We start from the raw sequence: 25328 nt of genomic DNA on the forward strand, positions 1-25328 counted from the left end.
CCATGGCCGGCAACGCAAAAGCTCTGAGCCCTAAAGCGACCCTTATGGTGGGCGCAACGCTCTTCTCGATGTTCTTTGGCGCGGGCAATCTCATCCTGCCACCGTTACTCGGCGTGCAGGCGGGCACAGCAACACTGCCCGCAACCATAGGGTTCTTTATCACGGGTGTGGGACTGCCGGTGCTTGGCATCGTTGCGGTGGCGCTCGCCGGTACGGTGCGCGAGCTCGCCGACCGCGTGCATCCCGTGTTCTCCCGCGTGTTCGTGGCGGCGGTGTATCTTGCCATCGGGCCGTGCCTTGCCATCCCGCGTACCTCGTCCACGGCGTTTGAGATGCTCGCCCCGTTGCTGCCCGCCGGCATCTCCGTCGAGGTGGCGCGCCTCGTATTCTCCGTCGGGTTCTTTGCGCTCTCGTTTGCGCTCGCCATGCACCCTGGGCGCCTTACGCGCCTGTTGGGCCGCGTGACGGGCCCCGCGCTTATCCTGCTTATCGTTGGCGTGGTGGTGCCGTCGCTTGTGTCGCTCGCTACCGGGCAGGTCCAGGCGGCGCCCGCGCCGGTTGCGCCCTACGATGCCAACGCGGCGGTGCAGGGTTTTCTTACCGGGTACCAGACGATGGATCTACTCGCCTCACTCACCTTTGGCCTTGTGATCGCCACGAACATCCGCAACCTCGGCGTGACCGATACGGGCGGCGTCATGCGCGAGGTGTGCCGTGCGGGCGTCATCGCCGGCGTGCTCATGATGGCGATCTACGGTGGTCTTGCGGTGGTGGGCTTTGACCTTTCTGCCGCGCTTGCAGGGGCGACCAACGGTGCCGAGGTCATCACAGCGTCCGCCACGATGCACTACGGCGTGCTCGGCACGGCGGTTGTTGCGGCGATTTTTCTGCTTGCGTGCCTGAACGTGTGCACCGGGCTCATCAGCTGCTGCGGCACCTATTTTGCTGAGGAGCTGCCCCGCGTGCCCTACCGCGTTTGGGCGATCGGGTTTGCAGCGTTTTCGTGCGTCATCTCCAACTTTGGGCTCGATGCCATTCTCGCCTTTTCCGTCCCGCTCCTAAACGCCCTCTACCCGGTGGCGATCGTGCTTGTCATTGGCGGCATGGCGCACCGCGTGCTCGACGCCTATCCGCTCACGTGGCCCGTGACCGTTGGGCTTGTGGGCGTCTCGAGCGTTGTGGTGAGCCTGCGTGACGCCTTTGCGCCCGGCACGAGGGTCATCTTCGACGCCCTGCCGTTTGCCGATATGGGGCTCGGCTGGGTTTTGCTCGCCGTTGTGGGAATGGTGCTCGGCATCTGCCTGTCGGCGCTTGGCAAGCGCCACTAAGTAATTAGTAGAACCCGGGTGCCACCGGGCTCTCTAGTCGGGAATACCCGCGCCGCCCGCTCCGGTTAATAGCCCCGGGCTTCGCTGGTACCTCTTCAAGTATAGTTGAGAGCGTTCACCGGAAACATCTCCCGCTCATGCCGTGGCTGTGCCACAATCGGAGACGGCATACGGATGCGGGGTGCCGGATGTGCGGCGCCCTTGGCAATGAAAGGGGATTCACATGGCGGACGATATCAAGCTCTACATTGGTATCGACGTGGGAGGCACCTCCGTCAAGGAGGGTCTCTTCAACGAGAACGGCGAGCTTCTGGGCAAGATCAGCGTGCCTACGCCGCCGCTTACCGATGAGGCGGGCTTTAACGCGGTCATCTCGGGCATCGATCAGCTCGTTGCCGGTGCGGACGCCACGGCGGCCGCGGTCAAGGGTGTCGGCCTTGCTGTGCCCTGCCCGGTTCCCTCTTCTGGCGAGATTACGCTTGCCGCCAACATCGAGATCGATCCGCCCGCGCTCAAGGCGGCACTCGAGGGTCATTGCCCGGAGGCGGCGGTCCGCTACGTCAACGACGCCAACGCCGCAGCGATGGGCGAGCTTTGGCGCGGCAGTGCCCAGGGTCGCGACAGCATGGTCATGGTGACCATCGGCACCGGCCTCGGCGGTGGCGTGGTCGTCAACGGCGACGTCATCGGTGGTGCCTTTGGCGCAGGTGGCGAGATCGGCCACATTACGGTGAACCCCGACGAGACCGAGACCTGCGGATGCGGTCGCCGCGGCTGCCTCGAGCAGTACGCCTCTGCCTCCGGCGTGGTCACCAACTACCTGCGCGCCTGCAAGGCCCACGGCGTCGAGCCGCACGAGCTCTCCGGCTCCAGCGATTCCCGCACCGTTTTCCAGCTTTGCCGCGAGGGTGACGAGGTCGCGCTCGAGGCCATGGAGACCATGACCGACTACCTCTCCCTTGGCCTCACGACCATCTCCGCCGTGGTCGACCCCGAGATCTACGTCCTCGGTGGTGGCGCCTCCGCCTCCTCCGACGTGTACCTGGAGACGCTGCGCAAGAAGTTTGCCGACCGCGCCCTCAAGGTGAGCAAGGACACGCCCATTGAGGTTGCGACCCTTGGCAACGACGCCGGCATCATCGGCGCGGCCTACGTTGCCCTTCGCGCGAGCCGCGAGGCCTAGTAGCGTCTGTTCATGCGCGGCTTGCGCCTGCGCATATCCGCATCGTTTTTGGCGCCGCCCTGTCCGGGGCGGCGCTTTTCGCTAAGATAGGGATATCTGGCGATACGCATCAGAAAGGGGCTCATCCATGAGCAACGTTCTTGTCTTCGGACACCTCAACCCCGATAACGACGCCATCATGTCGGCGGTCGTTCTCTCCCAGCTTCTGAACCAGGTGAACTACAACGGTGATACCTACGAGGCCCGCCGTCTGGGCCAGCTGCCGGCTGAGACCGCCAAGCTCCTTGGCGACCTCGGCATCGACGAGCCGGCGCTCCTTGAGGAGATCCCGGCTGCAGACGAGCCGCAGCAGGTAATCTTGACCGACCACAACGAGGTCGGTCAGACCGTTGCCGGCATCGAGAACGCTCAGGTTGTTGGCGTGGTCGATCACCATCGCTTTGGCGATTTCACCACGGCAGCCCCGCTCACCATTGTGGCCATGCCCTGGGGCTCGAGCTGCACCATCGTCACCAAGCTCTTTGACGTTTTGGGCCAGAAGCCCACGGACGCTCAAGCAAAGTGCCTGCTCGCTGCCATGATGACCGACACCCTCATGCTCAAGAGCCCCACCACCACCGCGGTTGATCGCGTTGTGGCGGCCGCGCTCGGCGAGCAGCTCGGCGTTGATCCGGTCAAGTTTGGCATGGAGGTTTTCCTCTCCCGCCCGTCCGGTTCCTTCACGCCCGAGCAGATGGTCGGCAACGACATCAAGCTCTTTGAGGTCGGCGGTAAGAAGCTCCTCATCGGTCAGTACGAGACGGTCGACAAGTCCCGCGCGCTCGGCATGGTGCCCGAGATTCGCGAGGCCATGCGCGCCTATCAGGCCGATAAGGGCGCCGACGGCATCGTGCTCTGCGTGACCGACATCATGGAGGAGGGCTCGCAGGTGCTTCTCGAGGGCGACACCGCCATCGCTCAGAAGGGCCTCGGCATCACCGACGAGGCCGAGGGCGTCTGGTGCCCCGGCGTGCTTTCGCGCAAGAAGCAGGTTGCAGCTCCCATCCTCGCTGCCGCCGAGTAGTTTGCAGCGCGAGAGACCTGTGGATTTGGTCTGGATGCGCTCGGCAAGACCCTGCTGAAACGGCACGGGTTGGGTAACAATATATGCAACACAAAAAGGCGAGGCGCCCCGCGTGCCTCGTCTTTTTTGAAGCGCAGCCCTAATGGCGGCGCGATGTATGTAAAGGGGGCGCCAAGCCCCACCCAAGAAGAAAGGCGGCAGCTCGACATGGCCAAGCGTACCGTACGCAAGAACGCCCGTCCGACCGTGAAGGCGGTTGAGCGCAAGGCGCTTGCGGCGGAGCTTCCGGTTGGGGGTGTCACGGCGCCGGCGTCGCTTATCACGCCGCAGCAGCGCCGCCGTCTCGAGCGCCGCAGCACGTTTGAGCGCATTACCGGAAACGGCACCATCTCGGCCCTCGTTATGATTGTTGCCGCTGTTGCGGCGGTCATCTGCGCCAACACGCCCGCCTTTGACGCCGTGCACGCGTTTTTGCAGGAGCCGGTTGCCATCACCTTTGGCCCGTGGAACTTCTCGCTATCGGTAGAGCTTTTTGTGAACGACTTTCTGATGGCGATCTTCTTCTTGCTCGTGGGCATCGAGCTCAAGTACGAGATGACGGTGGGCGAGCTCCGTCGCCCGCGCCAGGCGCTTCTGCCCATGCTCGCCGCGGTGGGCGGCGTGGTCGTGCCCGCGTGCATCTACGGTTTTATCAATCGGGGCGGCGCGGTCTACGGCTGGGCAATCCCCATGGCGACCGATATCGCTTTTGCCCTCGGCGTGCTCTCGCTTTTGGGCAGCCGCGTGCCGCCGGCGCTCAAGGTCTTCTTCTCGACGCTCGCCATCGCCGACGACCTTCTTGCCATCGCCGCGATCGCCCTGTTTTACGGTCACGCGCCGCATCTGGGCTGGCTCGCTGCTGCCGCGGTGGTGACGGGGCTTCTGGTTCTGCTCAACGTGCGACGCCATTTCCGCTTGGCGCCCTATCTGGTGCTCGGCCTGGTGCTGTGGCTCTGCCTGTTCCAGTCGGGCATCCACGCCACGCTCGCCGGCGTGATCTTGGCGTTTACCATTCCCGCCCGCTCCGACATCGTTGCCTCCGAGCTCGTCGGCTGGCTGGGCGCCAAGCTCCCCGAGCTCGAGGACCGCTTTGACGACGAGGCGCACATTCTCGGCCAGCACGACTTCACCCACGCGGCCCGCGGGGTGGAGCGCGTCGTGCACCGGGTGACGCCGCCCCTGCAGCGTCTTGAGCACTATATCGCCACACCGGTGAACTTCCTCATCCTGCCCATTTTTGCTTTTGTGAACGCGCAGGTCCGCCTCGTGGGGGTCGATCCGCTCTCGCTCGTGTTCGACCCCGTTGCGATTGGCGTGTACGCGGGCATGCTGCTCGGCAAGCCGCTCGGCATCGCGGGCATGACGTTTCTTCTGGTCAAGACTCATGTGGCCGACCTTCCCACGGGTGTGGGGATGCGCCACATCGTAGGCGTGGGCATTCTGGGTGGTATTGGCTTCACCATGTCGATTCTTATCGCTGGCCTTGCCTTCACGCAGATCCCCGCCGAGCTTCTGGCTGCTAAGACCGCCATTCTTGCCGGTTCGGTCTCGGCCGCACTTATCGGGCTTGCCTATATGCGCGTCGCTTGCCGCAAGCACGCCGCCTAATCCCGTGGCGTAGTTCCGCCCGGCGTTTGCAGCGCTTGCCTTCACGAAACCACGCTTACCAGCGAAATAGGGCCAAAAATGCGCTGGTAAACGTGGTTTGCTCGAAGGCGCTTCCTCCGGGGCGCCTTACTCCACCGTTCCGTACGTGGCGCCCCAGCCGTGTGCGGCGAGCGCGGAGTTCAGTTGGTCGCAGAGACGCTGGCGGCTGTAGCGGCCGGGTGGCAGGAGGTTTACGACCTCGATAAGGTCGGCGTCGAGGTCCACAAGCTCGGCCTGCACCACTACGTCGAGGCGCTCCACGGCGTCGCGGCCGGTAAAGAGGCTGTCCACGAGGCGCTGGAGATCACCAAAGGCCTCTGCCTGAAAGTTCTGGAACTGCATGATGGGCTCCCTGTGGGTCAGATGGGGTAGCTAGAGCGGCGGTCAGGTCGGGCGGCTAGGCAGCGGCGCCAGGGTCGACAACGGTGAAGGCGTACGTGACCTCGCCGTCGGCAAACTCTACCGTGAGCGCGTAGCGCCAGCCGGGTTCGATCGTGAGTGATGCGGCGCCGTCCGCGGTGGAGACGGCGACCTCCTCGTTGGGCTGGTTCTCTTCAAGCGCCGTGTAGCCGCCGGCCGCCTCGGCCGCACGGGCGAGGTCGCTCTCGTTCCAGCGCACCGCGCGCACCGCCGTCGCCGGGGTATCAAGCTCGACGGTTGCCTCGAGCGCGTGGGGAATCCGCGCGTCCGCAAGAGCGTCCGGCGCAAGTGCGACAGCAGGCGCGGGACGCTCGCCCGTCGCGTCCTCGCCGTCCTGCCACGTGGAGCTAACAAGCGTGAGCGCGACCGTTACCACAGCGTCATCGGTGCGGTAGGAGAGGGCGGCGTAGGGCGGCTCGGCCGGGTCCTTGGTAGGGCGCACCCGCGCCACGAGCTCATTGTAGGGATCGGCGTCAGCAGCAGAGCCGGTCTTTAGCACCTCGACCTCAGAGATGCCGGGGTACTGCGCGGGGTAGCTCTCGAGCATGATGCCGTTGCCAACCACGCGCACCAGGTTGCCGCGCGCAAGGTCGGACGCAGAAATCTCCTCGCCGTCCGTGCCCACAATGCGCGCCTGCGCGAGGTCGCCGGGCGTATAGGGGGTCTCCGTCTCGGTATCAACAAACAGAAGGCCGGCCTCATCGGAGGCGATGACGAGGGCCTCGCTCTCAAACATGGCATCCTCCTCACTGATGTTGCGGGCGGCGCTGGCGGTGCCGCTCCCCGAGGTGGCCGGCGCCGCTGCCGAGCAGCCGGTTGCGCCTATAAGGCAGGCGAGGGCGAGCGCGGCGCCGATGCGTGCGGTGCTGCGGGCGGTCATAGGGGTCCTTTCGCCGTCGTTCGTATGCCGTCTTATCTTACCCGGTGCGCGCGGGCGATGCGCGCATCTTGCACGCCGCGGCTACGCGGAGGCCCCGCCGGCGCGCACCGCAACTCCCGTGCAGGGCGAGCGCGTTCGTGCTCAGATTATGTTCGTTCATGGGGATATCGTTACAACACCTGCGCGCAAAGCTGCCGGAGAGGCCCGGCAGAGGGGGTGCCGCTATACTGGTACAGATTGACCTTTTGACCCGGCTTTCCCGGGTGCGGGCACGCGCCCGCGGGCGGCACCCGACGCCGCCGCATCATGAGCTGCAGGAGGTTTGCGCATGCAGACGAGTTACGAGAAGGCAGAAGCCGAGCTTACCCGAAACGTATATGAGCGTATGGACGACGCCGAGCTTGCCCAGAGCATCGAGGCGCTGCGTGCTGAGGTTGAGGAGGTCAAGTCCCTCGGCCTCAAGCTCGACATGGCGCGCGGCAAGCCGAGCCCTGCTCAGGTGAACATCTCGCGCCCCATGCTCGACATCCTCACCCACGACTCCGACCTTACCGATGAGGGCATCGACTGCTCCAACTACGGCTGCTTCGACGGCATCCCCTCGGCGCGCCGCCTGGCAGGCGCCTTCCTCGGCGTGCCGGCCGAGCAGACCATCGTGCTCGGCTCCTCGAGCCTGAACATCATGCAGTCCGTCCTCATCCACTACTGGGAGAAGGGCGTGCCCGGCTACACCCCTTGGTGCAAGCTGCCCCGTGTCAAGTGGCTCTGCCCGAGCCCCGGTTACGACCGTCACTTTGGCCTCACGCAGGACCTCGGCATCGAGAACATCCCGGTGCGCATGACCGACGAGGGCCCCGACATGGATCAGGTCGAGTACCTCTGCGCCTCCGACGATTCGATCAAGGGCATGTTCTGCGTGCCCAAGTACTCCAACCCCACGGGCATCACCTATTCCGACGAGACGGTCCGCCGCCTTGCCGTCATGAAGGCGGCGCCGGATTTCCGCATCGTGTGGGACAACGCCTACGCCGTGCACGACCTCTTTGACGAGGGCGACCAGCTCCTGAACATCCACGACGTGGCGCGCGAGGTGGGTAACGAAGACCGCATCCTCGAGGTTGCCTCCACCTCCAAGATCACCTTCCCCGGCGCGGGCATTGCCTTCTTTGGCTCGAGCCCGGCCAACGTCGACGAGGTCGCGCGCACCCTGCAGGTCGGCCTCATCTCGGCCAACAAGCTCAACCAGCTCATGCATGCGCGTTTTCTGCCCGACATGGCGGCGGTCAAGGCGCACATGGCCAAGCATGCCGAGTTCCTTCGTCCGCGCTTTGAGGCGGTCGAGCGAAAACTCACCGAGGGCCTGGGCGGTCTGGGCTGCGCCCGCTGGACGCATCCGCGCGGCGGCTACTTTGTTTCGTTCGATGGCCCCAAGGGTTCGGCCAAGCGCATCTGGCAGCTCTGCTCCGACATGGGGGTCACGCTCACGCCGGCGGGCGCCACGTGGCCGGGCGGCAACGACCCCGACGACACCAACCTGCGCATCGCGCCGACCTATCCCACGGTCGACGAGCTTGAGCAGGCACTCGACATCCTCGTGCTTGCAACCAAGCTCACCTCGGCCGAGCTCGCGCAAGGGGAGCGTGCCGCATGACGGACAAGGTGACCGACGAGTTCTTTGATGACGAGGTCGAGCTCGAGGCCGCTGCCGAGGGCCCCGCTCGCGACGTTGACCCCGATCACGCTGCTGTGCCCGAGCGCGATGTTGCCGCGGACGCCTCTGCGCGCCGCCCCAAGCGCACCGAGGCGCCGGCCGACGCGTCTTCTGCCAGCACCGGTCCCACACCGCCGCCCTTCTGGATGGTGCTCGTAATCACGGCAATCGCACTGCTTCTGGGCGTGATCATTGGCTACCTGCTCGGCTCCTCCTCCGCTATGAGCTCCATGATGGCTGCCCAGGAGGACGCACAGGCGGCCCAGACGACCGATACCTCGAGTGACGCCTACGCCCTGCCCGCGGGGCACCCGCAGGTAGAGGTCGACGAGGACGGCACGGCGCATGTTGCCGAGGGCACCGAGGCGACGGAGTAGGAGGGCCCATGGCGTTCAACACCCAACAGGCCTCGCGCGCACGCGCCGCGGTGCTCATTGCGGCCCTGGTGATTGTGGCCGGGCTCGCCGCCTTTGTGGTCATGGGCGGTCTTGCGCCCGCTACCTTGGGCGACGTTGCCGCGGACACGGCGGGCACTTCGTCTTCTGCAGACGCTGCCGAGGCGATGGAGACGGTCGACGCCCAGTACGGCACGGCCGCGCAGGCGCTTCTTGCCCAGTACGAGCAGGATCCCACCAACCCCACGACGCTTCTCAACGTGGCAAACGGCTACTTTGACTGGGGCGTGGCTGCTCTCAACCACGCAACGGACGACGAGGGCTCTGCCCACGCGATCGAGCTCCTCAACCAGGCCGTTGGCTACTACGACGATTACCTCGCCGATAACCCGGAGGCCAAGTCCGCCATGGTGGACCGCGCCATCTGCGTTTTCTACGCGGGCGACCACACGTCCGCCATCGAGGCGCTCGAGGACCTCGTCCAGAACACCGACCCCGGCTTTGCTCCCGCCTGGGCAAACCTCGGCATGTTCTTGGAGAGCGAGGGCCGCACCAACGAGGCGCGAGACGCCTACGAGACCGCCATCGAGGCGGCGGGCGAGACCGACGCCTATGGCGTGCGCGACTACGCTCAGGGGCGCCTCGACGCACTCGGCTAGGCACGGACGGTCCGCGTTGCTCGTCCCGGTATGACGGGCACGCCGACCACTCGGCCACCACGACGACCAGGGCATACGCCCCAAGATAGGAGAAACATGGAACTCAACATCAGCACCAGCCCCACGCCGGAGCGCTACACCATCCGCGTGAGCGGCGAGGTGGACATCTCTAACGCCGACAAGCTGCGCGAGGCCATCGACTTCTCGCTCGAGCAGCCGACCGAGGAGATTTGCCTCGACCTTACGGACGTGGCCTACATCGACTCAACGGGCATTGGCGTGCTCGTGGGCGCGGCGCATCACGCGGCCGACCACGGCAAGGGCTTTAGCGCCATCAACGCTCAGGCGGGCGTTATGCGCGTGGCGCAGCTGCTCGGCGTTGACCAGGAGATTGCCATCTCCGCCCAGTAAGTCCGTCTGTGCGTGACGCCCGGCGCGTGCGAACGCTATACTTAATCGGTTATGTCTCGCGCGGCGCTGCCGGCGCGGGACGCGATTCGCAACACCCAGGAGGTAACTCGTGAGTATCGGTGGTACCGAGCTGCTCATCATTGTGATCTTTGGATTCCTGCTTTTTGGCCCGGACAAGCTGCCTCAGATGGGCCGCACGATCGGTCGCGCCCTCAGGCAGTTCCGCGAGACCCAGCAGCGCATGACGTCCATGGTGCAGTCCGAGGTCATCGACCCCATGGCGGCGACCATCAACGCCTCCGCGCAGGCCTCGCCCGCCGCGAGCGCCGCCGCTGCGGACGACGCAGATGTCGATGCCGAGGACGGCGCGTCCGCCGCGCCCGCTCCGCGCAAGGAGACCTTTGCCGAGCGCCGTGCCCGCCTTGCTGCCGAGAAGGCTGCGGCCGAGGCCGAGGCTGCTCCGGCTGACGACGCTTCTGAGGCACCTGCCGCCGAGGCTGCTGCTTCGGCGACCGAGCCCGCTGCCGCTGAGGCCGCCGCACCCGCTGCGGACGCCGCGCCCGCCGAGGCTGCCCCTGCCGCCGAAGACCAGGCCTCCGCGCCTGCTGAGGACGCCGTCCGCACCACCGCCGACCTCTACGCTCGCCGTCCGCGCAAGCGCGCCAAGGCTGCGACCGCCGAGGATGCCGCGCCCACCGCGGACACTGCTGCGAGCGATGCCGCTGCAAGCGACGCCGCCCCGGAGGCGCCCACCCAGGACGCCGCCCAGGAAGGGGGTGAGCAGTAATGCCCATCGGACCCGCGCGTATGCCGCTTATGGATCACCTGGGTGAGCTGCGTCGCCGCCTCACCATCGTGGTCGTGACGCTCATCGCCACCACGCTTGTTATGTACTTCGCCTCTTCCACGGTGATTGACCTGCTCACCGATCCCATCAAGCCCTTTGTGGGCGACGAGTTCTACATTGGCTCGGCGCTCGGTGGCTTCACCACGCGCTTCACCATCGGCTTCCGCACGGCGCTCGTGATGTGCTCGCCCATGATCGTGTGGCAGCTGCTGGCGTTCTTCCTGCCGGCGCTCAAGCCCAACGAGCGCAAGTGGGTCGTCCCGACGGTGCTCGCCGCTACGGCGCTCTTCTTTGTGGGTATGATCTTCTGCTACTTCTTCATCGTGCCGCCGGCGTTTGAGTGGCTCACGAGCGAGGTCGCGGCCATCGCCAACCCGCTCGCCATGCTCGACGACTACATCGGCACCGAGATGCTCCTTATGATTGGCTTTGGCGTGGCCTTTGAGCTTCCGCTCATCGTCTTCTACCTCGCCGTCTTCCACATTGTGCCCTACGCCGCGTTCCGCGCGTCCTGGCGCGTCATCTATGTGGTGCTTGCGGTGGTTGCCGCTTGCATCACGCCCGACGCGAGCCCGGTCACGATGCTTCTCATGTTTGCCGTCCTCATCTCGCTCTACGAGATCGCGCTTGCGATCACGCGTTTTGTCATCGTGGCGCGCGAGGGCAAAGCCGGTCTCACCAAGCGCGGCGTGAGCCTGTTCGCCGACGACGAGTAGTCCCGCATCATGCACGAGATGGGCATCGTCAGCGGTATCTTGGAGAGCGTGACGGCCGTGGCGCGCAACGCCGGGGCCTCGCGCATCTGCAAGGTGAACCTGCGCATTGGCGATATGCGCGAGGTTGTGCCCGAGGCGATGGCGCTTGCGTGGGAGGTCCTCTGCGAGGAGGACCCGCTCACAGACGGTTGCGAGCTTGCAACCGAGGACGTGCACCCCGAGAGCGTCTGCAACGCGTGCGGCACGGTGTTTTCCCACGACCGCTTTCATCTGCGTTGCCCTGTCTGCGGCAGCGCGGACACGCGTCTTGTGCACGGGCGCGAGCTCGATATCGTGTCCATCGAGGTCGAGCACCCCGACTAATGCCTGACTCGGTTTGCGCAAACCGTTGGAAGGAGATAGCCCATGTCCGAGGAGACCCTCACCATCGAAAGCCCCATCCTGAGCCGCAACGAGCGCCTCGCCGCCGAGCTGCGCGAGCGCTTCCGCGCAACGGGCACCTTTGTGGTGAATGTGCTCTCGAGCCCCGGCTCGGGCAAGACCTCCACGATCCTCGCCACCGACGCGCGCCTGCGCGAGCGCGGCCTGCGCTCGGCGGTTATTGAGGGCGATATTGCCTCCGACGTCGACGCGCAGACCATGAAGGAGGCCGGGCTGCCGGCCGTACAGATCAACACGGGCGGCCTGTGTCACCTCGAGGGCAATATGATCCGCGACGCCATCGACGCGCTCGACCAGGGCGTGGGGCTCGAGAACATCGACGTCATCTTTATCGAGAACGTGGGCAACCTCGTATGTCCCGTCGATTTTGATCTGGGCGAGAACCTCTCTGTGATGATCCTCTCGGTTCCCGAGGGCGACGACAAGCCCGTTAAGTATCCGGGCATCTTCCAGCATGCGGGCGCGCAGCTGCTCAACAAGGTCGATGTGGCGCCGGCCTTCGATTTCGACCGGGACGCCTACAACGCGGTGCTCGACGACCTCAATCCCACCGCGCCGCGCTTTGCCGTGTCCGCCCGCACCGGTGAGGGCATGGACGCGTGGAGCACATGGCTCGCCGACCAGATTGAGGCTGCCCGCGCTTAGCAAATAACCGCTGTTCAACGTGGCCGCAACCGAAAGTTGCGGAAATTCCCACCAGAGATGCTGGCATGTATAACCCCCGTTCCGTAGGGTGGAGACAAGCGGTACCGATACCATGTAGGAGCGACCGTCCGGACGGGAGCGGCGTAGGGTGGGAGAGACCATGAACGTAGAGATTGCACAGCGCTTGGCCGAGCTCAGGCGCAAGAAGGGCTACAGCCAGGAGGCGCTTGCCAACGCGCTGGGCCTCTCGCGCCAGGCGGTGTCCAAGTGGGAGCGGGCGGAGAGCTCGCCGGATACCGAGAACCTGATTGCGCTCGCAAAGCTATATGGCGTGAGCCTCGATGAGCTGATTCGCGTTGCCCCTGAGGTTGAGGACGATGTGGCGTTTGAGAACGCCGAGCGTGCCGAGCGTGAGGCGGCGATGGCTGCGGAGCGTATCGAGCGTGAGACAGCGGATGCCGAGGCGCGCGCCGCAGACCGCGCTACTGCCGCGCAGGCTGCCGAGGCTGCGGCCCAGGCGAGTCGTGCTGCCGCCAGGGCCGCCGAGGCTGCCGCCCAGGCAAGCCAGAACGCAGTGGAGGGCAAGCACCGTCGCGGCCCGTGGCGGTCGTTTCCCTATGGGGTGGTGGCGACCCTGTTGTTCTTCGTCTTGGGATTCTGGGGCTCGTTTGGGACGTCGTGGCTCATATTTCTAACTATTCCTTTGTACCACTGGCTTGCCAACATTATGGACGGCGCCCTCGCTCGCGAGGAACACACCGAGTTTGGCGGCGGGTGCAGTCCCTCACGGCCCTCAGTGGACAATAGCCCTGCGAGCGATAGCGGGGAGGAGTGACCATGGCAAAGCTCACCAAGTCCGAAAAGATTAAGGTCGCCGTTGCGGCTGCGCTCATCCTCGCGGTTGTTGCGGTGCCGGTCCTAGACGCCGTCACTGGCGGTTGGCGACTTCCCTTGTTTGGTATTCACCTTGATTCAGAAGGAACCCCGGGTTCCTCATATGATCCGACAACGCTGGAAGAGCCTGTAGAGCGCACCCATACGTTCGACGCGGCTTCTGTGCGCGATTTCGATATCGCATGGCATGGTGGCACGGTTGAGATTAAGCGCGGCGCGGTTGACGAAGTAGTCGTGCGCGAAGAGATTCCGGCGGGCAGCTATATCATGGACCCGACGCGCGCGACGGCCGATATCGTGCATGAGGGGGTTTTGCAGATCGACGATCGTCTCCCTGACGACGGTGGTGACACCTATCCTGCGTCGCATCTCACCATTGAGCTACCTGAAGAGACAAGTAAGGCCCTTGGATCCATCTCGGTCGAGAGCATCGTGGCGGATATCTCCATCCAGAATGTGACGTGTGAAGAGGTGGGGATCGACTCAGCGTCGTCTGCGTGCACGCTACGTGGCTTCACGGCGGACGTTGTCTCCATCGATACCGTGCACGGGTCGGTTACGGTAAATGGCACGGTGACGTCGGTGCTAGAGATCAACACCGTTTCAGGAAAGCAAAACATCCAGTTGGTGGGCACGTTACCAGGGGATATCCTTCTCGATTCTGTAGGGGCAAATGCCACATTGAAGCTGCCCGAAGACGCTGGCTTTACCGTAAAGGCGGCAACTGTCTCGGGCGATGTATCGAGCAGCCGTACGATCGGCACCGTGCGGGATGATGGAGCCTACGTATACGGTGACGGCGCAACCGCTGTGACGTTCAATTCCGTAACGGGTTCCCTGAGTGTCGTTTAGGTCAAAGGTGGCGAGCCGCTCGATAATCTCGAGCGGCTCGCCTGTAGTTCGTGTTTGGCTCTACGCGCGCAGCTCCTCGGTATCCTCGGCCGTTTCGCGGACGATGCGATGGAGCTCGCGGTCGTGCTCGAGGGCATCGGCGGTCTTCTCCGGCAGATAGACCGAAAGGCGCCCGCCGAGAGTGTGGAACGTGCCCCAACCCTCCGCATCAATGGCAACGTCGTCCTGCTCACCCACAACGCAGGTCCACGTCTCGCCCGCGTGCGCGCTGCCCACGAACATGCGCTTCTCGCCGCCGTCACGGTCGGTGAGCACCACGGCAACGCCGCTGCCCGCATGCTCGGCATCGCCCTCGCGCGTCCAGCCAATGACGTCGGGCGCGTCGAGGTAGTCGTGCTGCGTGCCAAAGGCAAAGCGGCGGCGGATCTCCATCAGCAGTGGCAGCTCGCGCACGGCGGGAATGTTGTCGTCGTTGGGCATACCGTAGAGGTCGCCGTAGAAGACGCAGGGGTAGCCGGCCTCGCGCAAGAGGATGAGGGCGTAGGCCGCGGGCTTGAACCACGTCTGCACAAACGACTGCAGGGCCTGGCCGGGCTGCGTGTCGTGGTTCTCGGCAAAGGTCACGGAGTGCGCCGGGTCGCGCTCGACGAGCGTGTCCGTAAAGATCTTGGAGAGATCAAAGTTACCGTTGGAGCACGACGCCTGGTAGAGATGGTAGTGGAGCGGCACGTCAAAGAGCGAGAGTGCGCGCTCCTGGCCCAGGTACGTGTCGAGCTCGTCGATGCTGTCTTTCCAATACTCGCCAACGCAAAAGAGCTCGCGACCGGCGTGCTCGCGCATGGCGGCAAGCCAGCGCAGGTAGAAACCGCGGTCAATGTGCTTGAGGGCGTCCAGGCGGAAGCCGTCGAGCTTGCAGGCGTCCACGTACCATGTGCCCCAGCGCACGAGCTCCTCGTACACGCGCGGGTCGTTTACGTCCACGTCGGCGCCCATAAGGTAGTCGTAGTTGGCGTTCTCGGTATGGTCGACGGTGGCGTCCCAGTGCTTGCCGTCAAAAAGGAAGAGCGCCTTGCGCTTGGCTTTGTCGTCCCAGTCGACGCCGTGGAAGCACGTCCAGTCCCACGTAAAGTCCGAATAGGCGCCCGCGCGCCCCGGGAAGGTGAAGCGCGTCCAGGCGGAGATGGTCTGGGTGTTTTCGGCGACGGCGTTGCGGTCGTTCATTTGGACCTCGCGGGCAACCACGTCTTCGCAGGCGTCGGCGCCGAGCTTCTGGTTCAGGACAATGTCGGCGAGCGCCTGGATGCCGTTAGCGTGCAGTGCCTCAATGGCGGCCTCGTACTCGGCGCGCGTGCCGTACTTCGTGCCAACGCTGCCCTTCTGGTCAAACTCGCCCAGGTCGTACAGGTCGTAGACGCCGTAGCCCACGTCCTCGGCGCCGTGCTCGCCCTTGTAGGCGGGCGGCATCCACACCGCGGTGATGCCCTCGTAGGCAAAGGTGGGCGCTTGCTCGGCCAGGCGGCACCAGTGCGACCCGTCGGCGGGCAGGTACCAAGAGAAGCCCTGCAGCATGGTTCCGTTCATGAATGTCCTCCTATGATTGCGCGTCGTATGCGCTCGGCATATGATACGCGACCGGATTCACCTGCGTGTGCAGGGACGGTGGCGTGAGCTATGCGTTGAGGGCGGCCAAAGCAACGGACGATATAACGCGGATGTAGGCCGACACCGATGGGTGTGTTGGACGGCTACCACCAGGTGCTGTTCTCCTCTGGTGCAAAGGCGATCTGCAGCTGTGTGTCGGAGAGGACAGTGGGGCCTTGGTCGTCGGGAAGCACGGTCGCGCTACTGTCAGCTACAAGGCGCGCGACAAGCTGGCAAGGAACGCCGCTCTTACCAAGATATGCTGACCGAATATGAAGGGCAAACGCGAACGTGCGCTTGGTGGCGTCGGCACTCGTGCGATCGGCATGGATGGTCGCCACGTCGCTGATGAGCTCACCGCCAAGCGTTTGCAGGTAAACCTCGTAGGTGGCGGATAGCGCTTTCCCGCCTACCGGATCGTTCTGCAGAACCTCGAGCGAGCAGGTGAGATTGGTGATGGCCGAGAGCTGCGTGACGAGTGAGAGCGTGACGTGCGAACGCTCGGCAAAACCGAGCATGCCAGCTCGATAGTTTTTGAAGTGGATAACGGGCACGCAGAGCTCCTGCAGCGAGATGCCACCGTGAACGTAGTTATCACCGCCGCCGGCTTTTTTGAGGCGCACCGCTTCGTGCGGGCAGAGGCCTGCAAGCTCGCCGTTGCTTACAAGATCGAGGGAGACGGGCAACATTACCGGGGAGGAAAGTGCGCGGTCGCCTACAACATAGCGTCTGCCGAGGGCGACGACCGACCCGCTGACTTCTTCTTGAGAGATTTTGTCGGTCTCCGCAAGCGGCCGATAGGTGTAAAGAAACCCGTGGTCCGCCGTTATGAGAATGTCAGATGCTCGAAAATCGCGAACGATAAGCGAGACAAGCTTGCAAAGCTCCTCAACGGTATCAGTGCATGCTCGGAATACATCGTTTTCGGTTGTTGCGTCGTCGCCCGTTGCATCGATGCGGTTGTGGTAGAGATAGATAACAGCCGCTTCTCCAACGGTTTCCTTCCGCTCCGCCTTGCTGAGACGCGTAAAGTCTGCCGCCTGGAGGGCAAGACCCTGTGCGTTTGACTGATGCGTAGTGAGGTATTGATCAAGGATGGCACTGCGTGCGGGCGTGCCCTGGGTGGGCATGCCATCAACGGTCACTGTGATGCCGTTGTGGGCAGAGGTGCCGGAAGCCGATAATAGATAACTATCGTGTGGAAGCAGGGCCGCCATGCCGCAGAGCGTGATGGACGGAAAGGGCGCCTGCATACTTGTAAGATCCGTTTGTCCTTGGGTTGATGCTTCGAGCGCCTCAGCAAGTTCCCGTGCAACTTCGTAGCGCAGTGCGTCAGAAATGATGACCCATGTGCGCTTCTTTTTTCGGGCAAGGGAATCAACGTGCGTGATATAGAAGTCGGTGAGCCGGGGAATGCCGGGGGCTGCGCCGTGTTGGGCGATGGGCTCTGCCACGCAGGTCTCCCAAGCGGATGAGATCTTACGCAGGAACCAGCCGCGATACCAACTTTCGATTTGTTCGGCGAGGTCATGAAAAGGTGCATCGAGATCTCGAGGTGCGTTGAGCCGAATGTCGGCAAAAGCCGTGTGGAATCGACGATAGGCTGTGTCGACAAGCGACCAACTGGTCGTATATTCCCGCCAGACCGCAACGGCATCTTCTTGGGCGAGAGAGCCACGATGTGCAACAGCGAATGTGCGCAGCGCGAGGGCAGCGTCGAGGGCAGCGTAGCACGTACGGAAGGTTTCGACCCAGATGCCTGCGCGACGGCGATCCAGTATGGTACGCAAGGCGTCCGAATCAAAGCTAGTGCGGCCAAGCTCGACAATGATGCGGCGGATGAGAAGTTCGTCAACGACCGGGAAGAAAGATATGTCCGCAAGCTCAGTGCTGGGCAATGGGCGTAGATGCTCCTTGAGAAAATATGTTGCCTCAAAAGAGGAGGCGGCGCGAAGAAGCGTGTTACGAACGGTGGGGTCACCTTGTGCGAGCCGCAGCCAGAGGCGTGCGATGTCGTTGGCATGGCGAAGGTCCATTTCGCTGCAGGCAGATGAGGGAAGATTTGGAATTGCGAGGGGCGTTAGCGTTGAGAGCAGCACGTGCGTAGCGAGGTCCTGCTCGCAAGCAACGTCGCCGGCATAGCCAACATAGTCCTCAAGCAATTGACAGAATGCCGGCAGTACGCCAGAACGCTTTAGCAGTTCTTGAGCCCCTTCGCCCCCTTGCTCATAGGCCCGACAAAGATAGGCAACGATGACGTAGCCGGGGTCTGCTGAAACATCTCGCCCAAGCGTTGTTGCCATAACGGCGAGAGCAAGCTGCTGCGGTGTGGCGTAGTGCGATCTAAGCTCCTGAACGTGGCGTAGGCGTCCTTTGGCCGATAGGAACGAGGAGAAGGTGGCAAGTGCCGAGCGCATCTCAGGCGTGTCGCTTGCCTGCAGCTCATCAAGAAGAAGCGTAACGCGGTCTGCGGCAAAAGCGGGGGCATAGCTTACGGCGTCCGCTAACCAGTCGGGTTCGTTTGCGGATGCATTTGGGCGATAGATCAAAAGGCGCGCGTTGGGTGCCAGGTTGTTAAGCGTCTCTTTGAGCACGAACCTATCGCCGTCTACATCGCTGAATACCTCAACGCCTGGCAAGTCGAGTTCCGCAAGGGTCTCGGCAAACTCAGCGCCGGCGTCATTCCAGATGATGACAGGACTTGTTTGGAAGAGGCTGTTCAAGCGCTTCTGTATCTCGATGGGCTTCATGCAGGGTCCTTTAGGCGATGGCAGGTCGGCTGTGGGGTGCGGTTAGTCGTCGAATAGGCCAGCGAAGATGGCGTCCAGGTCTTCTTCGGTGGTAGGCTGCGTCTCGATGAGCTCGGCGTCGATGGCGCGAAGCATCGTTTGTTCCTTCATCTGCAGCCTCTCGTAGATTTCCTGATCCATGGAGTAGGGCTTTCCTCCCTGGTCGTATGTCTCGCTCAGGAAATAATAGCGAGTGTCCTGCCCGGCAGGCAGGCCGAGGCGATGGATGCGGTCTTTGGACTGCAGCAGATGCACAAGGTTGAAGCTGTACTCGTAGTAGACGGCATCGTGGCATACGGAATGCAGCGACACCGATTCCGCGAGCGTGTGCGGGTTGGTAATGAGTACGGGGAAGCGGCCTGCGCGGAAGTCGTCCAGCACGCGCGTGCGGTCGTCCAAAATCACGTCGCCCGAGATCACATGCGCTTCGATGCCTTGCCGGGCAAGGTCACGCCGCAGGGCCTCCATGCTCTTGATGAAGATGCACCATATGATGACGGGATGCCCGTCGCGTACGAGGTCCTGAATTAGACGCGTGCACTGAAGACGCTTCTCGGAGATGCCGGTGGTGCGGATCATCTCGACAATGTCTTGCGAGTAGTCCGCCACATCAACGTCTCCCGTGTCCTCATCCACCTCGAGCACCCAACGGAACTCATTGGGGTCGAGGTCATCGAGCAGGTCCTCTGGATCGTTCTCGAGCTGGAGGATGCGCAGCATGAGGGTGAGTTTGTTCTTGCGGTAGTGGTTTTTGAGCACGCGGACGAGCTGGTTAGTGCGTGTGTCCGCGGATACCTCGAGCACCTTGTCCGGTGAGGCGGGCGGTACGCCCAGGTCGCGCTTGGTGGTGCGGCAGAAGAACGGCTGGATGCGCTCGTTGATGGCGATCTGATCTTCCTCTTCGGCGCGACGGAGTTCGCCGCGCGTGAAGCCGAAGAACGAGTCGTACTCATGCGGGTAGAGGATGTGCAAGAAGTTGTAGAGGTCCTCGTAGGTGTTGGGGAGCGGTGTTCCCGTGAGGGCGAGCGTATAGGGCGCGTCTTGCGCGATGGTTAGCGCTGCCTCCGCCTGCTTGCCGCCCACGCGCTTCACGCGGTGGACCTCGTCGAAGACGAGCATGGTGTCATGCGCTGCAACTTGCGCGAGCTCGTCGGCGACGCTGGGCGCTGCCTCGTAGTTGACGAGGATGAGGTTGTAAGCGCCAATCTGAGCGCGGATGAAGCGTTGGCGGTCCTTACGGCCGAGGCGTTTGTAGGCCTCATCCTGCGTGGAGATGCAGGAGAGTGGCCGGGTATCGCCAAAGCAGAGATGCCACTCGGTGCGCCAGGAATCGAAGGCGTTCTTGGGGCAGACCACCATGAGACGGCGGACCTTGCCCTGGGATGCGAGGAAGGCAAAGGCGCCGAGCACCGTTGCCGTCTTGCCGGAGCCCGGGACAGAGAAGTTGCCCGCGCGTGCCATGGTGGCGAGGAAGAACGCATCGCGCATCTGGCGGTCCTTGAGGGGGCGCACCATCGAGCGATTTACCACGTCTGCAAATGCGGCAAGGCGCTCGTCGTACTTCGGGTCGCCTCGCTTGATTTCGTTACCCGCGCGGTAGTGCTCCTCGGCGAGTTCGCGCATCGTATTGAAATGGGCGTCGAGGCCGGGGTCGATCTCGAGCACAGTGCCCAGCGCCTCGGCGACATCGGACAGGCGTCCCGCGACGCGCTCGTAGTCGCTGTAGTTGCTGGGCATCTTGAGCGCGAGCATTCCGTTTGCGCCGTCACCGGTGACGTAGCGACGGCAGCGGATCTTGAATTTGGCGTTACGGCGAAGGGCGGCTGCATCAAGTGGAGCGGGGTCGAGCAGCAGCTGCTCGCCATCTAGATAAAGTCGCATCACAGCTCCCTCTGAAGGTTTTCAATCTTCACCTTGAGCTTGGCGGCAAGTTCAAGCACGCGGTCGAGGCCTGCGTTCATGTCATCGAGTTGCTCAGGCGAGAGCTTACTGAGCAGCGCCATGTCGACCCCCTCAAGGCTGCTGAGCGAATCATGCACGCTGCGCACCTGGCCGTTTTTGATCTTGCTGTTACCCGCCTTGGTGCGCGCTTTCTCATTGGAGGCCTTCTGCTCGTTCTTGAGGTCATCGTCAGCCGCAACATGGTCGCGGATGAACTCGGTGGAAACCGCGGTGTCCTGGGGCATGTCCTCGAGTTTCTCAAGGACCTGCTCGACGATATCCAGCTGTTCATCGACATACTCACCGTCGCCGTGCTGGGAGGCGTCGATGTAGTCGCACATGTCGCGGATAGCGCGCACGCGGTCGCCCAAGTTGCCCATAAGGATGTTGGCAAAGACGATGTTCTCCATATCTTGGCGGTCGTCATCGTCTTTGCACTTCTGCAGCTTGGTGGCGAGCGACTCAACAATGCCCTGAATCTTGAGGTCCTGTGCGATATGGTAGGCGCCGGGCGCGTTGACGAACTCGAGGAAGTCGTTCATGACATCAATCTGGCGCAGGAACTTCTTCATATCGCTTTTCGAGATGTTGGCGTGGGCGCCGTACTCGTCGGCGGTCATCTTGCCGCCGTTGACCCAGGTGTTGATATCCACCAGGCGCGAGATGGGGTCGTAGTCGACCTTCTCGTCGCGGCCGAGCTGGATTTCGAGCTCGAGGCCTTTAATCGCCTTCTCGTCGTAGGTGTCGGGGAAACGTAGCAGCGCAGAAAGCGCGGGCTTGCCTCTTCGCGTGAAAGCATGCGCAGGCACGTGAAGCGGCGATTACCGTCGATGACGATGCCGTTGGAGAGAATGATGGCAACTTCCTGCTGGCCCTTCGCCTTGATATCGAGCTTGGTGGTCTTGAGGCGCTGGGGATTGTCGTCCTCAATCATGCCCTCGATAAGACGGTCGAGCTCCTCGGTATCGGTGGGCAGTGCGCCGTGCTCCATCTCGTACCGGGTGATGAACGTGGCGATACGACCGTTCTGCACGTTGTAGTGCAGTTTGTCGATACGCACCTCATAGACGCGCTGGTCTTGGTTTTGCCCGTTAACGCGAATCATGTTGACGTTGTCGGTCGCGTGCAGCCAACCCTCGGCCTCGCCCGTGCGGAAGAACTCGTTGATTTCCATTTACTCCACCTCTCGTATGAATTGGTCATGACTAACATACACCCGGTCGAGCTCCGGGCTGTAGAACAGGTTTGTCGCGCGAATAAGTGAGACAAGCTGGGGGATTGTGATGTCGATGTCATACTCTTCAGTCAGAATCTCGCATAGTTCGTCGATGTCGAGTGAGCTTTCGCGCTCAAGAAGCGATGTCACCAAGTCTCGCCCTCGCGCCTGGGTGTGTGGTTCCGCAAAGATGCGGCGTCCGCCAAGGTGGCCGCGCGTGCAAAAGCGCTTGCGCGAGAGCAGGACGGACTCGTAAAAGATATCTGACAGGCCATATGCCAGAAGGGCAATGCCGGGGGCGTTCGCGCGCAACCACGGCACGGTGAACTGCGGGATGCCGGCGGCCACACTCGCTGCCACCGACTCCTTCGCGAACGCGTCGAGATCGGCCCGACTGATCTCTAGCTCCTGTAAGCCAGCGGTGGTAATCCAAGTGTCTTTGTCGTAGCCAAAGACAGTCCCGGCTGCCTGGGCGCTGGAAAGATAGGACTTGAACGAAGACGCCGAAAGCATGTCTGTAGGCAGGCTGTCATGCGTGACAAGCGGTGCTGCGAAGAGCATCCGATAGTATTCCGCGGGACTATCATGGTCGCCGCGGATGACGCAATCGGCAAAGAGCGTGTAACCAGCCGCGGTCGCAGCAGCAATCTCGCCGTCGGATGAAGCGGCGATACCCGCGCGTTTGAGTGCCTCGCGGAAGGCTTCGCGCGTATACCAAACGCCCGCCGGCTCTATCTGAGACGTCTGCAAGTCCTGCTCGGTCTGTTCGGCCTCAGCGGAGAGCTCAATATCGTGCGCGCACTCCTCCGGTGCGGTGGGGTCAGAGGGCGTGGCGGAGGGTTCGATATCGACGAGCGAGAGCCCTGCGAGGTCTGGCTCAAAGTTTTCGGCACGTGCTTCTATGTCGGCGAGCCAATCGTCTTCCTCGACGCGGTGCCGGCGCGCGCGAATCACGAACGCGCGCTCATCGGGCGCAATGTTGTTGAGCGCACAAATCAGCTCGAAACGCGGTGTGTCAGTCTCGACATAGAGCTTGACGTCATCGGGTAGATTGAGACGACGTCCAAGCTCATAGGCGGCTCCTGTGAGATCATGCCAGACGAGCACGTCGCCGGTGGCGAATGCAAGGAAGTCGTCGAGTTGTTGTTGAAGCGAATGAGGCATGTATCGGTTCCGTGTTCTGTATGCTAAACTTTCATGTAGTAATACCTACAATAATATGTAGGAGGTTCATATGCCTGTAGTACTGCCGGTTTCGGAATTGCAGAGAAATATGGGGAGCATTGCGGACCAGTGCCACGAGTCCAAGCAGCCCATCTACCTGACGAAGAACGGTAAAGCGTCTCTTGTGGTAATGGATGCCGCCGAGTTTGATAGTCGCTTTGCCGCCCTTGATGAACTTCGTGAGCGCGAGAAGCGCGTTGAGCGCGCCATCTCCCGCGGCTACGACGACCTCTTGAATGGCCGAGTACGTCCGCTTGACCAGGCGCGGCAAGACGCCGAACGCATTCGGAAGGCCCGCCATGGGGCATAGGGAGCTGGACGACAGGGCTGAATATGAGGTGCAGCTCACCGATGAGGCGGTCTACGGCTTGGCGGAAGTCATGCCAGATGTCGTCTACCAGCGCGTAAACGAGATGCTCTCTGTTCTGGCGACCTTTCCACGATATGGGGAGGAATACGATCCTTATTACGAGGCCGCTCGTCCTTCGGTGCCGTGCAGGGTGCTCTTCGTAGGCCGGTACGGCATCTACTACGCCATCGATGAGGAGAGGCAGAAGGTGACCGTGCTCGCTATCGAAGATTCTCGGCGTGATCCGCGCAATCGCTTCAGAGTGGTTGATTAGCGTCTGCATCGCGTTAGCCCTTATTTGATCTTCGCGAGTACGCTCTGAAGTTTGGCGTAGTTGACCTTTACACCGTCATCGAGGTCGATGGCGATCATCTGGTCGGCAAGCTCGTGGATCTTCTCCTCGTAGGACTCGAGTTCCGCAGCCTGATCGGCAACGCGCTTGCGCTCCTTGGTAAGGGCGACTTTTTGACGGCCGTCCGCGTCTGCAACGGCATCATCAAGATGGGCGAGGCGACTGCGGTAACGCTCCTGCTGCTCGTGCACGTAGTCGGTGCGGACGCGGGCCATAAGGTCCGGTTGGTAGCGGTGCATATAGATGAGCGCCTTGAAGCCGTTCTTCTTGCCGGAGTCGAGCAGCCAGTAGATGGGGCGCTTTTTATACGTCTTACAGTGGTCGGCAAAGAACTCGCGCAGGAAGTACTGGCGGATGGTGTCGCGTGATGTGCCTTTGGCGCCGGGGTCAAGGGCGTCGGCTACGAAACGAAGGTTCTCCTCGAGCGTTTCGGCGCCGTATGCAGCGACAACGAACTGTTCAAAGCGGGCCACAATGTCGTCGGGGAAGTACACGTCATCGGTGATGGGGAGCACGTTGTCTGCATCGGGCATAAAAGTCACGTGCTCAGGGTCGGGCATCTTGGCAAGGTATTCTGCGATCGTATCGCCCTGGTTGGCGAGTACGAGTCCATCCACATCGAGCGAGTAGCGTCCGAACATGCAGCCTACCGCGTAGCTGATGAGCGAGACGATTTCATCGCGCTTGGTGCGCACGTAGTTGTTGCCCTTGAAGCTTTCAGGAATCTCTTCTTTGGTATCGAAGATGCGTGCGACCGAGACGTACTTGTCTTCGACCTCGATGGGAACCTCGCCCACCATGTTATAGATTTCGGCGAAGATGCGGTTGAGCTCTTCTTCGTTGGCCTTGAGCTGGTCAAAGCGCGCGTTAACTTCGGCTTTGTGCGCTTCGTACTTGTCGCGGATGAGAATCGCCATTCATGCCGCCTTTCTATAAGAGTTCAGCGAGCTGGCAGCGCCGCCTCCTATGAGGGGAGGTGATCTGCCTATGGACTGGTTGTACGGATTCCTGAGATTGGTGGCCCTGGTTATCAAGCTCTTGAACGAGGCAATCGAGCTCGTATCCAAGGCTCGAGGCTACATACGTGAGGGGAGGAACCGGAGCCGCCGCCGATAAGCGGTAGGCGGCCCCAAGCGTGCTCCTAAGATTGGGACAATGCCCGAGGTTCGTTGCCATCATACTGTTGTGCCCATAAGATCGGAAATGATTTGTGAGGTAAATCGTCCAGCTACCGATGCACCAATCATGAGCGGTTGGGGAACATCGGCACCAGAATCTTTTGACCCCGTCCGTCCGAGCAAATGAAGCCCCTTATTGGTGATACGGTAATTCAGCGTTCGCCCAGCAACAGGTGCTGATGGGGTCTGCTCGATATAGCAGATATCAACAAGAGGTTCGATATATCGCGCCAGATCGGCCTGCTTGATGCCCCATTCGCTCAGATCGAAGCGCGTCACCGTTCCATTCTTCAGCTCAAGGAGTTGCCACAGTATCTCCCGAATGAGTTTCTTGTCGAACGGGCGCATGGCATCCTGCGGAATTGCCCAGGCCCTTTTCTCCTTCTGGGCGCCCTCAATGCTCCCGCTCTTGCACCAATCGTATATGTCGTTCGTTGAGCAATTCCATCGTTCCGCCGCTTCGAGCGCGGTGAGTGTCTTCGCCTTGCGTGTTTCACCCATCTCTGC

25 protein-coding genes are annotated in these 25328 nt (G+C 62.4%); 16 read left to right on the forward strand and 9 right to left on the reverse strand.

Going from position 1 to position 25328, the window contains the following annotated elements; all coding sequences use genetic code 11:
- The first annotated feature begins 2 nt into the window (after positions 1–2).
- The 4 genes from brnQ (at position 3) to nhaA (ending at position 5221) form a co-directional block, all read left to right on the forward strand.
- Positions 3–1328, forward strand: a complete 1326-nt coding sequence (gene brnQ, locus B5F89_RS08510; RefSeq protein WP_087431353.1) for a branched-chain amino acid transport system II carrier protein — start codon at positions 3–5, stop codon at positions 1326–1328.
- A gap of 223 nt (positions 1329–1551) precedes the next feature.
- Positions 1552–2511, forward strand: a complete 960-nt coding sequence (locus B5F89_RS08515) for an ROK family protein (protein ID WP_087431354.1) — start codon at positions 1552–1554, stop codon at positions 2509–2511.
- Between the two features lie 127 nt (positions 2512–2638).
- Positions 2639–3574: a DHHA2 domain-containing protein gene (locus B5F89_RS08520; RefSeq protein WP_087431355.1), complete on the forward strand. Its 936-nt coding sequence runs from the start codon at positions 2639–2641 to the stop codon at positions 3572–3574.
- A gap of 207 nt (positions 3575–3781) precedes the next feature.
- Entirely contained in the window at positions 3782–5221 is a 1440-nt protein-coding gene (gene nhaA, locus B5F89_RS08525) for a Na+/H+ antiporter NhaA (RefSeq protein ID WP_087431356.1), read from the forward strand.
- 126 nt (positions 5222–5347) lie between these two features.
- On the opposite strand, the gene B5F89_RS08530 is transcribed toward nhaA, so the two are convergent.
- Both B5F89_RS08530 and B5F89_RS08535 read right to left on the reverse strand, forming a co-directional pair.
- Positions 5348–5602: a hypothetical protein gene (locus B5F89_RS08530; RefSeq protein ID WP_087431357.1), complete on the reverse strand. Its 255-nt coding sequence runs from the start codon at positions 5600–5602 to the stop codon at positions 5348–5350.
- A 55-nt stretch (positions 5603–5657) separates the two neighbouring features.
- On the reverse strand, positions 5658–6560 hold the full coding sequence (locus B5F89_RS08535; RefSeq protein WP_087431358.1) for a hypothetical protein: 903 nt from the start codon (positions 6558–6560) through the stop codon (positions 5658–5660).
- A 328-nt stretch (positions 6561–6888) separates the two neighbouring features.
- Between B5F89_RS08535 and B5F89_RS08540 the strand changes: the two genes are divergently transcribed.
- From B5F89_RS08540 to B5F89_RS08585, 10 genes are all read left to right on the forward strand, one after another.
- Positions 6889–8211, forward strand: coding sequence for an aminotransferase class I/II-fold pyridoxal phosphate-dependent enzyme (locus B5F89_RS08540; RefSeq protein WP_087431359.1), 1323 nt, complete (start codon positions 6889–6891; stop codon positions 8209–8211).
- Entirely contained in the window at positions 8208–8648 is a 441-nt protein-coding gene (locus B5F89_RS08545; RefSeq protein ID WP_087431360.1) for a hypothetical protein, read from the forward strand. Before B5F89_RS08540 ends, B5F89_RS08545 begins: the two co-directional genes overlap by 4 nt.
- Before the next feature lie 8 nt (positions 8649–8656).
- Positions 8657–9325, forward strand: coding sequence for a tetratricopeptide repeat protein (locus tag B5F89_RS08550; RefSeq protein WP_087431361.1), 669 nt, complete (start codon positions 8657–8659; stop codon positions 9323–9325).
- A 96-nt stretch (positions 9326–9421) separates the two neighbouring features.
- The gene (locus B5F89_RS08555; RefSeq protein ID WP_087431362.1) at positions 9422–9736 is read left to right on the forward strand and encodes an STAS domain-containing protein; all 315 of its coding nucleotides are present in this window, start codon (positions 9422–9424) and stop codon (positions 9734–9736) included.
- 109 nt (positions 9737–9845) lie between these two features.
- Positions 9846–10523 carry a twin-arginine translocase TatA/TatE family subunit gene (locus B5F89_RS08560; RefSeq protein ID WP_087431363.1) on the forward strand — a complete coding sequence of 226 codons (678 nt, stop codon included), beginning with the start codon at positions 9846–9848 and terminating at the stop codon, positions 10521–10523.
- The gene (gene tatC, locus B5F89_RS08565; protein ID WP_204230655.1) at positions 10523–11299 is read left to right on the forward strand and encodes a twin-arginine translocase subunit TatC; all 777 of its coding nucleotides are present in this window, start codon (positions 10523–10525) and stop codon (positions 11297–11299) included. The genes B5F89_RS08560 and tatC overlap by 1 nt, the downstream gene beginning before the upstream one ends.
- 9 nt (positions 11300–11308) lie before the next feature.
- Positions 11309–11662 (forward strand): hydrogenase maturation nickel metallochaperone HypA, encoded by a 354-nt coding sequence (locus B5F89_RS08570; protein ID WP_087431364.1) that lies wholly within the window; start codon positions 11309–11311, stop codon positions 11660–11662.
- A gap of 42 nt (positions 11663–11704) precedes the next feature.
- Positions 11705–12385 (forward strand): hydrogenase nickel incorporation protein HypB, encoded by a 681-nt coding sequence (hypB, locus tag B5F89_RS08575; RefSeq protein ID WP_087431365.1) that lies wholly within the window; start codon positions 11705–11707, stop codon positions 12383–12385.
- Between the two features lie 160 nt (positions 12386–12545).
- Positions 12546–13220 carry a helix-turn-helix transcriptional regulator gene (locus B5F89_RS08580; RefSeq protein ID WP_087431366.1) on the forward strand — a complete coding sequence of 225 codons (675 nt, stop codon included), beginning with the start codon at positions 12546–12548 and terminating at the stop codon, positions 13218–13220.
- A 2-nt stretch (positions 13221–13222) separates the two neighbouring features.
- Entirely contained in the window at positions 13223–14131 is a 909-nt protein-coding gene (locus B5F89_RS08585) for a DUF4097 family beta strand repeat-containing protein (protein WP_087431367.1), read from the forward strand.
- A gap of 60 nt (positions 14132–14191) precedes the next feature.
- Here the strand turns inward: B5F89_RS08585 and B5F89_RS08590 are convergent, their stop codons facing one another.
- From B5F89_RS08590 to B5F89_RS08615, 5 genes are all read right to left on the reverse strand, one after another.
- Positions 14192–15712: an alpha-amylase gene (locus B5F89_RS08590; protein ID WP_087431368.1), complete on the reverse strand. Its 1521-nt coding sequence runs from the start codon at positions 15710–15712 to the stop codon at positions 14192–14194.
- Between the two features lie 164 nt (positions 15713–15876).
- Complete coding sequence (gene pglZ, locus B5F89_RS08595) at positions 15877–18522, reverse strand: BREX-1 system phosphatase PglZ type A (protein ID WP_087431369.1); 2646 nt, start codon at positions 18520–18522, stop codon at positions 15877–15879.
- Positions 18523–18564: 42 nt separating this feature from the next.
- On the reverse strand, positions 18565–20442 hold the full coding sequence (locus B5F89_RS08600; RefSeq protein WP_087431370.1) for a DEAD/DEAH box helicase: 1878 nt from the start codon (positions 20440–20442) through the stop codon (positions 18565–18567).
- Positions 20442–21311: a hypothetical protein gene (locus B5F89_RS08605; protein WP_158098453.1), complete on the reverse strand. Its 870-nt coding sequence runs from the start codon at positions 21309–21311 to the stop codon at positions 20442–20444. The genes B5F89_RS08600 and B5F89_RS08605 overlap by 1 nt, the downstream gene beginning before the upstream one ends.
- Before the next feature lie 365 nt (positions 21312–21676).
- Positions 21677–22882 (reverse strand): hypothetical protein, encoded by a 1206-nt coding sequence (locus tag B5F89_RS08615; protein WP_087431373.1) that lies wholly within the window; start codon positions 22880–22882, stop codon positions 21677–21679.
- A gap of 70 nt (positions 22883–22952) precedes the next feature.
- On the opposite strand from B5F89_RS08615, the gene B5F89_RS08620 reads away from it, so the two are divergent.
- Positions 22953–23252 (forward strand): type II toxin-antitoxin system prevent-host-death family antitoxin, encoded by a 300-nt coding sequence (locus tag B5F89_RS08620; RefSeq protein ID WP_087431374.1) that lies wholly within the window; start codon positions 22953–22955, stop codon positions 23250–23252.
- Complete coding sequence (locus tag B5F89_RS08625; protein WP_087431375.1) at positions 23242–23565, forward strand: type II toxin-antitoxin system RelE/ParE family toxin; 324 nt, start codon at positions 23242–23244, stop codon at positions 23563–23565. The genes B5F89_RS08620 and B5F89_RS08625 overlap by 11 nt, the downstream gene beginning before the upstream one ends.
- Before the next feature lie 20 nt (positions 23566–23585).
- Here B5F89_RS08625 and B5F89_RS08630 read toward each other — a convergent pair whose 3' ends face one another.
- Both B5F89_RS08630 and B5F89_RS08635 read right to left on the reverse strand, forming a co-directional pair.
- Positions 23586–24560, reverse strand: a complete 975-nt coding sequence (locus tag B5F89_RS08630) for a class I SAM-dependent DNA methyltransferase (RefSeq protein WP_087431376.1) — start codon at positions 24558–24560, stop codon at positions 23586–23588.
- 258 nt (positions 24561–24818) lie between these two features.
- Positions 24819–25322 carry a helix-turn-helix domain-containing protein gene (locus tag B5F89_RS08635; RefSeq protein WP_087431377.1) on the reverse strand — a complete coding sequence of 168 codons (504 nt, stop codon included), beginning with the start codon at positions 25320–25322 and terminating at the stop codon, positions 24819–24821.
- Between the last annotated feature and the right edge of the window lie 6 nt (positions 25323–25328).

The sequence above is a fragment of the Collinsella sp. An307 genome, from assembly GCF_002161805.1.
GTDB lineage: Bacteria > Actinomycetota > Coriobacteriia > Coriobacteriales > Coriobacteriaceae > Coprousia.